General features: G+C 39.8%; 14 protein-coding genes. 7 read left to right on the top strand and 7 right to left on the bottom strand.

Going from position 1 to position 13,771, the window contains the following annotated elements; genetic code table 11:
* Nucleotides 1-46: 46 nt before the first annotated feature.
* Nucleotides 47-994 carry a Smr/MutS family protein gene (locus tag AC1RM2_RS25995; RefSeq protein ID WP_492988024.1) on the bottom strand — a complete coding sequence of 316 codons (948 nt, stop codon included), beginning with the start codon at nt 992-994 and terminating at the stop codon, nt 47-49.
* A gap of 132 nt (nt 995-1,126) precedes the next feature.
* Between AC1RM2_RS25995 and AC1RM2_RS25990 the strand changes: the two genes are divergently transcribed.
* Nucleotides 1,127-1,633 (top strand): DUF892 family protein, encoded by a 507-nt coding sequence (locus tag AC1RM2_RS25990; RefSeq protein ID WP_492988023.1) that lies wholly within the window; start codon nt 1,127-1,129, stop codon nt 1,631-1,633.
* Nucleotides 1,634-1,909: 276 nt separating this feature from the next.
* Entirely contained in the window at nt 1,910-3,790 is a 1,881-nt protein-coding gene (locus AC1RM2_RS25985) for a M1 family metallopeptidase (protein WP_492988022.1), read from the top strand.
* Between the two features lie 76 nt (nt 3,791-3,866).
* Here the strand turns inward: AC1RM2_RS25985 and AC1RM2_RS25980 are convergent, their stop codons facing one another.
* Together AC1RM2_RS25980 and AC1RM2_RS25975 are read right to left on the bottom strand one after the other, a co-directional pair.
* Nucleotides 3,867-4,265: a YtxH domain-containing protein gene (locus AC1RM2_RS25980; RefSeq protein WP_492988021.1), complete on the bottom strand. Its 399-nt coding sequence runs from the start codon at nt 4,263-4,265 to the stop codon at nt 3,867-3,869.
* A 244-nt stretch (nt 4,266-4,509) separates the two neighbouring features.
* Nucleotides 4,510-4,704 (bottom strand): cold-shock protein, encoded by a 195-nt coding sequence (locus tag AC1RM2_RS25975; RefSeq protein ID WP_090644815.1) that lies wholly within the window; start codon nt 4,702-4,704, stop codon nt 4,510-4,512.
* Between the two features lie 393 nt (nt 4,705-5,097).
* Between AC1RM2_RS25975 and AC1RM2_RS25970 the strand changes: the two genes are divergently transcribed.
* The 4 genes from AC1RM2_RS25970 (at nt 5,098) to AC1RM2_RS25955 (ending at nt 8,361) form a co-directional block, all read left to right on the top strand.
* Nucleotides 5,098-5,526 (top strand): hypothetical protein, encoded by a 429-nt coding sequence (locus AC1RM2_RS25970; RefSeq protein ID WP_492988020.1) that lies wholly within the window; start codon nt 5,098-5,100, stop codon nt 5,524-5,526.
* A 164-nt stretch (nt 5,527-5,690) separates the two neighbouring features.
* Nucleotides 5,691-6,587: a hypothetical protein gene (locus AC1RM2_RS25965; protein ID WP_492988019.1), complete on the top strand. Its 897-nt coding sequence runs from the start codon at nt 5,691-5,693 to the stop codon at nt 6,585-6,587.
* 253 nt (nt 6,588-6,840) lie between these two features.
* Nucleotides 6,841-7,494: an HAD family hydrolase gene (locus AC1RM2_RS25960; RefSeq protein ID WP_492988018.1), complete on the top strand. Its 654-nt coding sequence runs from the start codon at nt 6,841-6,843 to the stop codon at nt 7,492-7,494.
* Between the two features lie 102 nt (nt 7,495-7,596).
* The gene (locus tag AC1RM2_RS25955) at nt 7,597-8,361 is read left to right on the top strand and encodes a hypothetical protein (RefSeq protein ID WP_492988017.1); all 765 of its coding nucleotides are present in this window, start codon (nt 7,597-7,599) and stop codon (nt 8,359-8,361) included.
* Between the two features lie 96 nt (nt 8,362-8,457).
* Here AC1RM2_RS25955 and lysA read toward each other — a convergent pair whose 3' ends face one another.
* Together lysA and AC1RM2_RS25945 are read right to left on the bottom strand one after the other, a co-directional pair.
* Nucleotides 8,458-9,663 carry a diaminopimelate decarboxylase gene (lysA, locus tag AC1RM2_RS25950; RefSeq protein ID WP_492988016.1) on the bottom strand — a complete coding sequence of 402 codons (1,206 nt, stop codon included), beginning with the start codon at nt 9,661-9,663 and terminating at the stop codon, nt 8,458-8,460.
* A gap of 223 nt (nt 9,664-9,886) precedes the next feature.
* Entirely contained in the window at nt 9,887-11,197 is a 1,311-nt protein-coding gene (locus tag AC1RM2_RS25945) for an aspartate kinase (protein ID WP_492988015.1), read from the bottom strand.
* Between the two features lie 183 nt (nt 11,198-11,380).
* On the opposite strand from AC1RM2_RS25945, the gene AC1RM2_RS25940 reads away from it, so the two are divergent.
* Nucleotides 11,381-12,475, top strand: coding sequence for a hypothetical protein (locus AC1RM2_RS25940; protein ID WP_492988014.1), 1,095 nt, complete (start codon nt 11,381-11,383; stop codon nt 12,473-12,475).
* 70 nt (nt 12,476-12,545) lie between these two features.
* Here the strand turns inward: AC1RM2_RS25940 and AC1RM2_RS25935 are convergent, their stop codons facing one another.
* Together AC1RM2_RS25935 and AC1RM2_RS25930 are read right to left on the bottom strand one after the other, a co-directional pair.
* Nucleotides 12,546-12,755: a hypothetical protein gene (locus tag AC1RM2_RS25935; RefSeq protein WP_492988013.1), complete on the bottom strand. Its 210-nt coding sequence runs from the start codon at nt 12,753-12,755 to the stop codon at nt 12,546-12,548.
* The gene (locus AC1RM2_RS25930; RefSeq protein ID WP_492988274.1) at nt 12,755-13,651 is read right to left on the bottom strand and encodes an Rpn family recombination-promoting nuclease/putative transposase; all 897 of its coding nucleotides are present in this window, start codon (nt 13,649-13,651) and stop codon (nt 12,755-12,757) included. The genes AC1RM2_RS25935 and AC1RM2_RS25930 overlap by 1 nt, the downstream gene beginning before the upstream one ends.
* Between the last annotated feature and the right edge of the window lie 120 nt (nt 13,652-13,771).

Here is a 13,771-nt window from a genome sequence, read left to right as displayed (position 1 = left end):
AACCCGCAATCTTATTTACACTACCGCGGGTTTTATCTACGTGGTTTTATTTCAGGATCACCTTCGTGGCACCGTAGCCGAATTTCTCCTTACGTGCATCCATAAAGGTTTGCACTTTGGGGTGTTTGCCCAATAGTTTATGTAGTTCGTGCCGTAATATGCCGTTGCCTGCCCCATGAATAAATGTAATATCAGGTAGCTGATGAACTATGGCCGAGTCAAGCGCTTTGTGAAAGTGGGCCAGCTGAATCTGAATCATTTCGCTGGCCTGTAAAAACTGGTGGTCATCGCGCAGCTTCTCGATATGCAAATCAACCTCGCTTACCGGCTTTTCAAATACAGCCTTTTCTTCGGCAGGCTTAAAAAAGCTTTCTTTTAGTTTTTGGGCATCTATTACCAAATCCGGCTCGTCAAGCCTTATCAGCCAGCCGGCCTGGTTTAATAAAGGAATCTGTTTTTTGGTTGATGCAAAATCTTTTGCCTTAAATTTTTCCTTTACAACCAATGGTAAAGGAGGTTCGATATTCTGTTTGGTGTTATAAACAATATGGAAAGTAAACAATGGCCACAATTGCAAATCGGCCAATTGAGCCGAGTAAATTTTTTCTGTGGATGATGGAGCTATTATTCCGGCAAACTCGCCTTTAAATATCTGTTGCTTTTCGGTGTTAAAGGCTGCCAATAACTGGAACGATGTGGTATTAACCAAATGAAAATGAACTACCGAAGGAGCTTTTAAATCGGCTACGACCCCAATATAAATGCCTTTTTTGTCAAATAATCCCAAATCAACAGGCTTTTCATCAGCTATAGCTGCCTTTTTTGTCCCTGCAGGTTCATAGCCATGTACCGTTGTTACTTTGCTGGCCAGCACCGGTATTTCAAATTCGTCATCTCCGGTTACGCCTATCATTTGGTCGTCAATAATGCGGGTTACAAAACCTTCCATTTTTTCGTCAACAAACCGAACAAAATCGCCTAATTTATATTTCATAGTTATGCTTATCAGCAGGCAAAGTTAGCTTATATAGGCACATTAAAATATAAATTTAACGCTGTTAGTGTTAATTTTGGACATACTGCCGGCAAGTAAATCCAATTTTCACGATATCTTATTTAAAAAAACATGAGCTATAGTACCCCTAATCACTTAAACCATTATTCGTTAAAACAGGTATTTTTACACAACCTTAACCGCATTTATTTTGGCAAGTGTTATCTTAATAATAACATGGAGCACATTATAAGCCTGGCTTCTTTCAATAATTTACAGCTGGCCATACACGAGTTTTGGGGAGATATTAAAAAACAGATAGCCCGTATGGACGAAGTTTATGCCTATATGGGCGAAACGCCATCGGGTAAAAATTGCAACCCCATAAAATCAATTGTCAAAGATGAGTTTTGCCTGGATGAAAAACAGGAAATAACTATTTTGAGCGACATGGACATCATCATGTACCTCCAATTGCTTGAGCATATCAATATTACATCCTGCCGAATGCTGATGATGGTTGCCAAATTGTTGAAATACGATAAGGTTAACCAATTACTTACAGAATGTTTTGACGAATCGACAGACAACGACCGCCTGTTTGTGCTTATATCAAAGGAGTACCTTACCGAGGAGTAAATAGCCTTTAAAAGCTCATTATGAAAAAATAAAGCCACCCGAACAAGTTCGGATGGCTTAAATATTAGTTATTTAATACCCCTATTAAAATAACTTGAACAAATAAAAAAAATATTTCCCATAATCGCAAACTATTTACTCTCAATTAAAAAGATGTTACAATTTTGTTACGAAAAACTGACCAGTAAGTAGGTGCGCTAAATTTTTATTTAGTTTGTAACTATTTGATGTTAAAAGCATCTTTACAAAAGTTGACACACTGAATTTATTTATATTATGAAACTGATCAAACCAATCGCGTTATGCGCGTTATCTTGTTTTGCGTTGACGCAGGTAAGGGCCCAATCCTTGTACATGCCACGCGATATTCAAAAGGCGTTTACAAAAGGAACACGCCAGGCCGATGGCAAACCCGGGCAAAAATACTGGCAAAACCACGGCACCTATAACATCACCATCACAGCCCTGCCGCCAGACCGGAATATCAAGGGATCAGAAACAATAAGTTACGTAAATAACAGCACTGATACACTGAAAAGGCTTAATATGAAGCTGATTCTGAATATTCACAAACCAGGTGTTGCCCGGTTTGGAGATGCAGGCGAAGATTACCTGACCAGCGGCATTCAGTTTGATAAGTTTTTGATTAATGGCGAGGCCAAAAAAGTTAATAGTAAGGGGGCTTCAACCAATATGGCAGTAAGTTTAACAAAACCTTTAATGCCGCATGATTCGGTGAAACTGGATATCGACTGGCACTTCCAGATCTCGTTACAAAGCGGCCGCGAGGGTATGATAGACTCTACCTCTTATTACCTGGCTTATTTTTACCCGCGTGTATCGGTTTATGACGATTATAACGGCTGGGATAGGCTGCCTTTTTTAGATGCACAGGAGTTTTATAACGATTTTAACGATTACACCCTTACCGTAAATGCCCCTAAAAACTATATAGTTTGGGCAACAGGCACTTTGCAAAACCCTAACCAGGTTTTACAACCAGAATACGCCAAACGCCTGGCAATATCCATGACCAGCGATTCGACCATACATGTAGCAACTGCCGCCGACCTTGCCAAAAAAGAAATTACAGCACAAAAAGACCAAAACAGCTGGGTTTGGAAAGCCAATGACATCAGCGATATGGCAGTTGGCATCAGCGATCATTATGTATGGGATGCTGCAAGCGCCATTGTTGACGATGCCACACACCGCAGGGCAAGCATGCAAGCTGCCTTTTTAGATAAATCAGAAGATTTTCATCATGCCGTGCAGGCTGGCCGTCATTCGTTAAGCTGGTTATCGCACAACTGGCCGGGCGTACCTTATCCTTTCCCTAAGATGACAGCTTTCCAAGGTTTTGCCGATATGGAATACCCTATGATGGTTAATGACAGTCATACCGATGACATTCAGTTTGCCGCCTTTGTTCAAGATCATGAAATTGCACATACTTATTTCCCATTCTATATGGGTATTAACGAAAGCCGTTATGCCTTTATGGATGAAGGCTGGGCCACAACTTTTGAACGTTTGATTGGTACCGACGAAGTGGGCGCCGAAAAAGCCGATGCACTTTATAAAAACTTCAGGATAAACGGATGGATTCATGATGCATCATCTGCCGAAGACCAACCTATCATCACCATGTCGAACGAATTGAGGGGCGGCTATGGTAATAACTCGTACGGTAAGCCTTCATTAAGTTATTTCGCTTTGAAAGATATGCTTGGCGACGACCTGTTTAAAAAAGCCCTGCATGGCTATATGGACCGTTGGCACGGTAAGCATCCGATACCATGGGATTACTTTAACTCCATGAGCAATATATCCGGCGCTAACCTCAATTGGTTTTTTAATAACTGGTTTTTCACCAATTACTACATCGACCTTAACCTGGTAAAAGTTGGCAAGGTTAAAGATGGTTATACTGCTGATATAAAAAACGTTGGCGGTTTTGCCATTCCGTTTGATGTGAAAATAACTTATGCCGATGGGACGACTGAAACCAAACACCAGACGCCTGCCGTTTGGCAAAAAAATGAAAAACAGATTTTGGTAAACATTAAAACTGCCAAAACAATTCAAACTGTAACCTTAGACGGTGGCATTTTCATGGACGCAACCGAGAATAATAACACGTTCACTATTAAATAAGATCAATAATATTTCAAACAAAAAAAACCGGCTATTTCTGGCCGGTTTTTTTTTGTTTTTAGCTTAGTACTAAAAATTATGCATTTTGTATAGTATTGTTCCAGTTGTTTGCGGTAGTCTTTACTTTTGCTTTAGCGTCATCAACAACCTCTTCGGCTACATGTTGTACCTTTTCTGTAGCAGCCCTTGCCTTTGATTTTGCTGCTTCCAAAGCATCATCTTTATAATCGTAAAGATCGCTTACGGTGCCATTAAATTTTGATTTGGCCCTTTCAACGGCATCACTACTATATTGTTTTATGCCACTGGCAGTTGTTTGCGCCTTGTTTTTAGCTGTATCAACCAGGTCGTTTATATAGTCGGCAATATCGTCTCTAAGTTCGTTGCCTTTTTCGGGCGCCAACAATAAACCCAACGCAGCTCCTGCTGCTGCACCTACTAACAGTGCGGCTATAATTTTTGCTTGATCTTTCATGGTTACTTTTTGTTTTTGTAGATATGATTTAACTTGAATAAGTTAGAACAACAACAATGCCAGTTTTGGGAGGAAGAAGAATCAAGAGTTAAGACTTTTGTACCTTGGAATCTTTGGACATTGAAATACCGATGACTAATGACGGCGCAGCCTTATAACAACGCAGCGAAATGCCCAATGACTAAAAAAAGAAAGGCATCCACTGAAAAGCGGATGCCTGGTATGCTTAATGGTTATATTATACTTAGATAACTTTTACATTTACCGCATTTAAACCTTTTCTGCCGTTTTCAACTTCAAATTCAACTTTGTCGTTTTCGCGGATCTCATCGATCAGGCCTGTTGAATGAACAAAAATGTCCTGGCCACCACTTGTAGGTGTAATAAATCCAAAACCTTTTGTTTCATTAAAAAATTTTACTGTTCCTTCTTTTTGCATTATGTTATTTATTAAAGGCGCCAAGGTAGGGAAAATTTTATTGATTTGAAGATTTGAGAATCTGAAGATTCAGGAACGAAAATACCTGTTTTGAAAAACAAAGCACATCAACAACAATTAAATAATTAAAAATCAGATGCTTTGAAAGCCTAAATACTAATTTTTAAATCTTCAAATTCTCAAATTTTCAAATTAAATTTACGCCACTGTGGCAAGAAACCTGCATGTAATGGCATATCCAACAATACAATTGTTTTGAAAATTAAGCACCAGAAATATTATATTTGTGGCCAGTTGCACTTAAACCTTTTGATAATCGTTACGTCATATGCGTGTAACTAAGTAGTTGCAAAAAACGTAAACAACCATAACCAACTCTAACCAAAAAAAGTCATGAAAAGCATAATCCTGTTAACGCTATGTACGTTATTTTCGGCCGTGGCTTTCGCTCAAACGCCAAGCCCCGCTGCATCCGTAAAAGCAGACGAAAAGGTGACGCTTGTTGCTGCCAAAACCGAAGTAACATCAGCTAAAACAGAAGTAGTAACCTCGAAAACAAACTTAACAGCTGCCGAGTCTGAACTGGCCGCCGCCCAGGCAACACTGGATGCAGCCATTGCTCAAAAAGCAGATAAAGTAACTATAGCCGCCGCCAAAGCCAACCTTGCAACTGCAAAAGAGGATGTAAAAGCTGCAAGGAAAAATATTAAAACTGCCAGAGAAGTACGCCTGACAGCCAAGGAAGAAGTAAAAGATATAAAGAAAGAAATAAGGCAGACCAAACATGACGTGGTAAAACACCACGCAACACATGTAAGGTAAAATGTAATTTTGATACAAAAAAGCTGCTTTTAAACGAGCAGCTTTTTTTATATCAAATCGTATTCCCTATCCTGCCGCAGGGAGCCGGGCCAACAACTGGTATTCCCATTTTTATAATTAAGGCAAAGCCAAATAGCAGCCATTTGATCGATGTATAAAAAAGAATGAAAATTATATACGCCTCACTATTGATAACTACTTTTTGTTTGCTTTGCACAAATCGAATTCTCGCTCAAAGTAACCCAACCGATAAAGTTGATAAAACAGACAAGAGTGATAAAAATGACAAAGCAGGCGCTTTCAAATTTGGTATTAGTTATTTGAGCAACAATGTAATTATGGGGCGTGCAGATACCATAAAAACCCCGATGCTAATACCTGATATTAAGTATACTTTTAGCAACGGCATATATTTTTCGGGCAGTGTTACTTATATACCCAACCGAATTACCGGCAAACTTGACGAAGGAAACCTTACAGGGGGGTATGATTTTGATATTACCGATAACCTGAGCGCCGAAACCTCATTTTCAAAATTATTTTACAATAAAAACAGTACCCAAATAGGTTCGTCAATAAATAGTACTATCAACACAAGCCTTGATTATGACATTTCAGGTATTATAACCCCTACTATAGGCGCCGATTATAACTTTGTGAGCAAAGGGTTTAAAAACGATATTTTTGTAAATGCAGGCTTATCCCACGATTTCATAACTACAGGTATTATCAACGATGACGATTTTTTTGTTATCTCGCCATTGGCCGAGGTGAACGGAGGTACGCAAAATTTTTACGACGCCTATCTTACACAAAAAAAATACAAACTTGCAGCCAATACCTCAAAAGCGCTGGCTAAACAAAAAGCCAGGCTGAGTAAATTTAACCTGCTTGATTACGAGTTTTTGGTACCAATGGCCTACAAAATGGGCGTACTGATACTTCATGCTACGCCTTCATATGCCATCTCGCAAAATAAGCTGCCGGCAAATATCACCGGCAGCATGATAAGCAAACCCGGTATATTTTATTTTGATATTGGTGCTACCATCAAACTTTAGCGTGAGCGCGGCACGATAGCCAAACCAGCTATCAATAAAAAAGCCCTCCGGCCTTTTGGGCCAATGGGCTTGCTAAAATTAATAATCACGCAAAAACAACCACAACACAGTCCTTATTATTTTAGCTACGCTTTAAATATCACATTAACTATGTGGTTAACTAAAATTCTGCCGGTGTACTATATGAATATACGTGGGGAAGCAATTTTTAGTTTTTATAAAGTGTATTTTGCGCCAAAATTCAAAAGATACTATGAAGGCCTTTATATTCGACCTTAATGGCACCATGATAAATGACATGCCCTACCATACCAAAGCCTGGCAAACGCTTTTAAACGACCAGTTAGGCGGCAATTTTTCCTGGGATGAAGTAAAAAAAGAGATGTACGGCAAGAATCCCGAAGTACTGGTAAGGATGTTTGGCGCCAACCGCTTTACTGTTGATGAGATGAACGATCTATCTTACAAAAAAGAGCAAAAATACCAGCAGGAATTTTTACCCCATTTGGCACTTTTACCCGGTTTAAGAGCGTTTTTAGAAGCTGCATATCAAAATGGTATCCCGATGGCTATAGGTTCGGCCGCAATCCCGTTCAATATCGACTTTGTGCTGGATAACCTGAACATAAGGCATTATTTTGCGGCAATAGTAAGCGCCGATGACGTGCTTTTAAGTAAGCCCCATCCCGAAACCTTTTTAAAGGCAGCGCAGCTTTTAAATGCCGAACCAGCCAACTGTATAGTATTTGAAGATGTACCCAAGGGTGTTGAAGCAGCAGCCAACGCAGGTATGAAAGCTGTGGTGCTTACTACCACCCATGTTGCCAAAGAGTTTGAACACCTGGATAATGTACTCCATTTTTCAGAAGATTTTAATGACCCGTACATAGAAGCCCTGGCATTTTAGGCAGAACGCTATTTATTAGCAGGGCTTTGTTACATAACTTAGGTTTTTAGCGTATTATTGGTAAAGATTTTTCAGTCCTAAATTCTTAACCAATATACCTTTATGAAAATAAAATACTATTTACCGTCGGCAGCGCTTCTTTTGGGTTTGTTAAGTTCATGCAGCGATCATGTTTACGGCCCGGCGCTGCATAAAAGCGATATTGCTTACATGCCTAAACCGATGTCGATGGATAGTGTTAAATCGGCTACCTATGTATCTGCGGGCCTCGTGCTCGATTTTGGCAATAACCTTAGCGATCAGCTTACCAGTGGCCAGTTAAACATCAGCGAAGCCCACACTTTCAAAAACTTTAACCTGGCTTATGGTGCATTTACATCGTTGGGCAATTACTCCAATTATGATTTACAGCAGGGCGACCCCCATTACTTTAAAGACAAATTCTTTGGCGCGGTAGGTGGCCGTTTATCGGGCAACTTCTATATCAATAATGATGGGCGTACCGATATCAGGATTATTGGTTTTGAAGCGGCTTATAGCCATGAGTTTGGCGATTATGCCAAATTCAGGAAGGACGTAACCGGCGATCCTAACTTTTATACCGATACCCGTACCGAATTGTTCACAGGAGGCTTAACCAGCGAAATTGTTTTTCACGGCCGCAAGCCTAATACCCAGATGGGTTTCAGGATATTTGTTGGCGAAACATTTGGCAACGATAACATTTACAACAACAATAAAAATGACTATGTAACTTACAAAACGCCTACTTATGTTGCATTCTCCTATTTCATACAATTGAAACAATATTTTGCCGTAGTTGAAGGCGGTACCTATGTACAGTTTAGGGTTGGCTTAAAGTTTTAAGAAGTCTATGGTAGAAAGTCTTTAGTCAGGAGTCAGAAGAAAAATTCAAACTCAGGGCTTAAGACTCATAACTTAAGGCTTTTTACTTAACGGCAATTATTCTGAATAAATACTACCCACCCTATCGCGCAGGTTATAACCTGAAGCCATAACTTCACCATATGCTCCTGCAGTGCGCACGGCAATTAGGTCGCCACGGAATGATTCCGGCAGGTCAACATCCTTCTGAAAACAATCTGTGCTTTCGCAGATAGGACCTACTACATCATATTTTAAGTTGTGAGTTGTGAGTTGCGAGTTGTGAGTGAGGCTGCCATTATCCAGGTTTTGACTTTTGACTTTTGACTTTTGACTTATATTTTCTATCTGGTGATAAGCCTGGTAAAGCATCGGGCGTATCAGTTCGGTCATGCCGGCATCCAATACCAGGAAGTTTTTCTTTTTGCCATTTTTCACATACAGTACCCTCGATATCAGCGATGCGCTTTGGGCAACCAGCGCACGGCCAAGCTCAAAGTGTACCTCCTGCCCTGGTTTAACATTCAGGAAGTTTTTAAATACCTGGAAATAATTTTCAAAATCGGCAATGTTGGTGTCGGGGCTGTAATAATCAACACCTAAGCCACCGCCTGTATTTAGTACTTTAACCGGGAAACCATGGTCTTCAAACCAGTCCTGCATTTCGTTAATGCGGGTGCAAAGGCTTTTATAAACCTCCAGATCGGTAATTTGTGAGCCTATATGGAAGTGAATACCTAAAAATTGCAGGCTGGCACATTTGCGCAAGGCCGTAGCCACATCGGGTAGCTGCCATATATTGATTCCGAATTTATTCTCATCTAAACCTGTGGTAATAAAATGGTGTGTATGTGCATCAACATTAGGGTTAATGCGGATGGCTACATTGGCCTTTTTGCCTTTGGCCGCAGCCAGTTCATTAATCACCTCCAGCTCCTGAACCGACTCAACATTGAAACAAAAAATATCGGCATCAAGCGCGTAGTTTATTTCGCGGTCTGATTTTCCTACTCCCGCAAAAACTACTTTGCCTATGTCAAAACCATGTTCAATGGCAGCCCTAACCTCGTTACCACTCACACAATCGGCACCAAAACCAAAGGATTGGATCATATCCAGCACCTTGGGGTTAAAGTTTGCCTTCATGGCATAATGTACATGAAAGCCATGTTTTACCGAGGCATCACGGCAGGCTTCCAAAGTTTGGCGCAATACACCCATGTCGTAATAATAGAAAGGGGTATCTAACTCTTGAAATTTATTTATATTAGCTTTACTAAACATAGTAATGAAGAATAATCTGTCGGTTATATTATGTGTATCTGTTTGTGTATTTGCCGGTCTTTTATCCAGCTATAAATTGTATCATGACAGAAAGCTTACCTTAAAACTTTTTGTATTAAATACCTGTATTTCGGCAGCAATTGCCGCCTTTTGTATCTGCATCTTATTAAGATAAAATTTACTTTCTGAATTAAATCCAAAATCGAAAACCCCAATTCCGAAATCAAAACAGCCTATTGTGCAAGCTTCTCAGCGTTTCCACCTTATCATCGGTTTTAACCAGTAATGATAAGTTATGGTCGCTGCCACCGTACGATATCATTCTTAACGGGATATGTTTTACGGCTTCCAGCACTCTTGCCGCATAGCCGTGTTTTTCGGCACCAAAATCGCCCACTACGCAAATGATCGTATGGTTTACATCCAACTCTACCGAACCAAATATGTTAAGTTCGCTGGTTATCTCGCCAAGGTAAGTGGTGTCATCTATGGTTAACGAAACTGCCACCTCCGATGTGGTTATCATATCTATAGAAGTTTTATATCGTTCAAATACCTCAAATACCTTTCTCAAAAAACCATGTGCCAGCAACATCCGGCTGCTTTGTATTTTGATGGCTGTAATGCCATCTTTAGCGGCTATAGATTTTATCTTGTCTTTCTCGCTGGTGTTGGTTATCAACGTACCTTTTGCCTGCGGATCCATGGTGTTGAGCAAGCGTACCGGTATCTTATACTTTTGTGCCGGGAACACGCTTTGCGGGTGCAATATTTTAGCACCAAAATAAGCCAGCTCGGCAGCTTCATCAAATGATAGCTGGGCTATGGGTTGCGTACCCTTTACAATCCGCGGATCGTTGTTGTGCATCCCATCAATATCCGTCCAAATCTGTACCTCTTCGCTGCGGATGCCGGCCCCTATAAGCGATGCTGTATAATCGCTGCCGCCACGGCGAAGGTTGTCAATTTCGCCAAAAGCATTCCGGCAAATAAACCCTTGCGTTATAAATAAATTAACCTCTGGCTGTTTATCAAGTAGCGGAGTTATTTTTTCGGTGATGTAATCAACAATAGGCTCATTGTCCTCATCTATTTTCATGAAGCTTAAAGCAGGCAGTAATGCCGATGGCACACCTATCTCTTTTAAGTAAACATGATATAATGTGGTAGATAGCAGTTCGCCCTGGGCTAAAACTATTTTCTCTTCTATAGTTGTAAAATTATTATTGGCCAGGTTATTAAGTAAAGCAAAGTGATAGTCAATTACTTCCTTACCTTGCTTTAGATATTCAGCATTGGCAAAAAGTTCCTTTATAAATAATTCGTACTTATCCTTTAATGCGCTTATCAGGATAATTGCTTTCTTTTTATCCCCGGTTAGATAAGCCTGTCCAATTTCAACCAGGTTGTTTGTTGTACCTGATACTGCCGAAAGTACAACAATTTGTCTTTCTGTAGGGTCAATAATGTCAAGCAGTGCTTTCATGCGGGCCGGACTGCCTACAGATGTACCGCCAAATTTTAAAACTTTCATTGCTGTTTTGTTAACCTAAAATAAAGGGCGGGTAGGTGCCCTTATTTGCGGCGCTAAAAATAGGGTTTTAAAATTCTTATAGCTAATAAAATTTAGCTGGTTTTCAGAAACACCGGTTTTTATCAAATTGGCAAAATTTACTAATGCATTTTAACCATAATGATTATCTGTTATATTTGTTATATGGCCTTATCATTAAAACCGAAATTGTTAACAATTAGCGCTTTATGTGCTTTATTGCTGCTTGCAAACAATACCGTTAAAGCACAGGAGGTAACTACCCTTTATTATGATAAAAACGGAAAGGGTTTGGATGATAAAAAGAACGCTTTTTTTTACAGGAGGGTAAAATTTAACACCAGCGATAAACCAATAGGCACCGTTGAAGATTTTTATATGAGCGGCAAAACCTACAATAAAGGCGAAGCGCTTTATATTGATAAGCGCAACGATGCCAAAAGCAGGTGGACCGGTACTATTATTACGTATAATGAAAAAGGACGGCAGATAAAACAAGGCAGTTTTGATGCCGAAGGGCTGTTAGACGGCAAGCAACTACTATTTGATAAAGAAGGAACTAAAATACAGGAGAACGATTTTGTTCATGGCAACCCCATTGATAGCTTTTACAAGGTTTACATGCCCGATGGCGTTGCGGTAAACTATTCCTATCTTACTAAAATGCCCGTAAACCTGGCTACAACAGATAAAAAACTTGGCAGGTTTACTGATAAAAATGTCATATTCCAGGATGGCCAGCCGGTTCAGTTTTACACTACAGCCAGCGGTTTAAGTATAGCCGCCAGGTTTTCGATGCAGCAGTTATGGGGCGATTATTTTGAGATTTATATTACCATCGAAAACGGGACAAAGGAGCAGTTTAATTTTGATCCGGCAGAGGTAACAGCTATCCTGCAGAAGGACGATAAAATGATCCCGGTTGATGTACTGTCATCTGATGTCTACGCATCGCGGGTAAGCCATAAGCAAAAATGGAGCCCGGGCTTTAGCGCTTTTGCAAATGCAGCTTTGTTAAACCCCGAAGGGTACCAGTTAATAGCAAATAAAGCTTTCGCGGCTCATGCCGATTCAACTTCGGGTTATAAACTTTATGTGATGAAGCAAAACATAAACGAGGGTTATCTGAAACTAAACACTTTGCTCCCCGGTACACGGCTAATTGGCTTTTTGAATGTGAAGTATAAGCGTGCAGATCATTTTTTGCTAAACGTACCGGTAAACGGCTATGTTTACCAGTTTGAATTTAGCACAATTTAAGGATTCTACCAGATTGGCACTTTATTTTCCTTATTTTTTACTTGTAGTTAAGCAACTATTAGATAGCACGTTAAAGTTTTTCTATTTCTTCGATAGAAAGTTTAGTGCCTTTGGCAATGCCTTCTAAACACATACCCATTTTTTTTAATTCACGGGCGATGTCTATAGCTTTTTCAAGTCTGCCTTGTGCTATACCTTTTTCTATGCCTTCTTTCACAGCATAATCCAACACATTCTTATTATCCCACTTGTATTTTAAGCTGCTATCGTACATCTTCATTAAAGCTTTTCTATTTCTTCGATAGAAAGTTTAGTGGTTTTTGCAATAAATTCGATGGTTAAGCCTTCTTTTTTGAGTTCACGTGCAATGGCTATAGCTTCTTCAAGTTTACCTTGTGCCATACCTTGTGCTATACCTTTTTCTATGCCTTCTTTCACAGCATAATCCAGCACATTCTTATTATCCCATTTGTATTTTAAGCTGCTATCGTACATCGTTTTTTCCTCCTTTGTAAGGTTGGTATATTCTGCAATACTGAACAATTTCTCAAATATAGGTTTCCGCAGGTAAACCGGAATTTTATCCATTTGGCTAAGGTGCTTTAAAACATACAGCCATCTATCAAGGTCAGTCTCCAGTTCGGTGTCCTTTTTTACAAATTTAATCAATTCCACATAAGTGTATCCCAGTTTATCGTAAAATATTTCACCCGTATCCCTGTTACACAGGCAAATATCATGGAGGTATTCATGTGCAGGGCTTACCTGAAGAGTAAAATCCTCCAGTAAGGCAACCAGGTACACTTCTGTGAGATAGTAAGCCCATTCGCTGCGTTTACCTTTGGGTGCCTGGTCGCTTATAAGCCGGCTGGTATAAAACAACGCCCTTTCCTTAAAGTAACCTTGTCTGCCACGTTGTATTTCTATTATAAAGCGTTCGCCTTTATCTCCTGTACACAGCAAATCGAATATGGCTGCACCTTCGTCCCTTAAATCACCGGGGTGCTCATTTTTGTTATAAACCAAGTCGACAATATGCTTGCGCCCCCTGAACACTTCATTTAAAAAAGCAATCAGTAAATCTTTATTAGGCTCACTGCCAAATATCTTCTTAAAAGCAAAGTCAACCAAAGGGTCAATATATTTCCCGGCGACAGGTGGTTTATAATCAGGTATAGCCAAATATAAAGCATTGTTTTGTTATAAAGAACCCTTTTAAGGTTTAAGCGTAAGCAAGCTATAATCCTGTAATTTCTTAATTCGCCGTTACAACAAAATCAGCCAATGCCGGGCTAA

This window comes from Mucilaginibacter sp. GW822-FHT03E02 (assembly GCF_058801545.1).
This window is presented reverse-complemented; position numbering and strand designations above follow the sequence as displayed.

Bases quoted from the DNA above. Each gene is read 5' to 3' on its own strand.
- AC1RM2_RS25995 (WP_492988024.1), bottom strand. From the start codon at position 994: ATGAAATATAAATTAGGCGATTTTGTTCGGTTTGTTGACGAAAAAATG.
- AC1RM2_RS25990 (WP_492988023.1), top strand. From the start codon at position 1,127: ATGAGCTATAGTACCCCTAATCACTTAAACCATTATTCGTTAAAACAG.
- AC1RM2_RS25985 (WP_492988022.1), top strand. From the start codon at position 1,910: ATGAAACTGATCAAACCAATCGCGTTATGCGCGTTATCTTGTTTTGCG.
- AC1RM2_RS25980 (WP_492988021.1), bottom strand. From the start codon at position 4,265: ATGAAAGATCAAGCAAAAATTATAGCCGCACTGTTAGTAGGTGCAGCA.
- AC1RM2_RS25975 (WP_090644815.1), bottom strand. From the start codon at position 4,704: ATGCAAAAAGAAGGAACAGTAAAATTTTTTAATGAAACAAAAGGTTTT.
- AC1RM2_RS25970 (WP_492988020.1), top strand. From the start codon at position 5,098: ATGAAAAGCATAATCCTGTTAACGCTATGTACGTTATTTTCGGCCGTG.
- AC1RM2_RS25965 (WP_492988019.1), top strand. From the start codon at position 5,691: ATGAAAATTATATACGCCTCACTATTGATAACTACTTTTTGTTTGCTT.
- AC1RM2_RS25960 (WP_492988018.1), top strand. From the start codon at position 6,841: ATGAAGGCCTTTATATTCGACCTTAATGGCACCATGATAAATGACATG.
- AC1RM2_RS25955 (WP_492988017.1), top strand. From the start codon at position 7,597: ATGAAAATAAAATACTATTTACCGTCGGCAGCGCTTCTTTTGGGTTTG.
- lysA (WP_492988016.1), bottom strand. From the start codon at position 9,663: ATGTTTAGTAAAGCTAATATAAATAAATTTCAAGAGTTAGATACCCCT.
- AC1RM2_RS25945 (WP_492988015.1), bottom strand. From the start codon at position 11,197: ATGAAAGTTTTAAAATTTGGCGGTACATCTGTAGGCAGTCCGGCCCGC.
- AC1RM2_RS25940 (WP_492988014.1), top strand. From the start codon at position 11,381: ATGGCCTTATCATTAAAACCGAAATTGTTAACAATTAGCGCTTTATGT.
- AC1RM2_RS25935 (WP_492988013.1), bottom strand. From the start codon at position 12,755: ATGAAGATGTACGATAGCAGCTTAAAATACAAGTGGGATAATAAGAAT.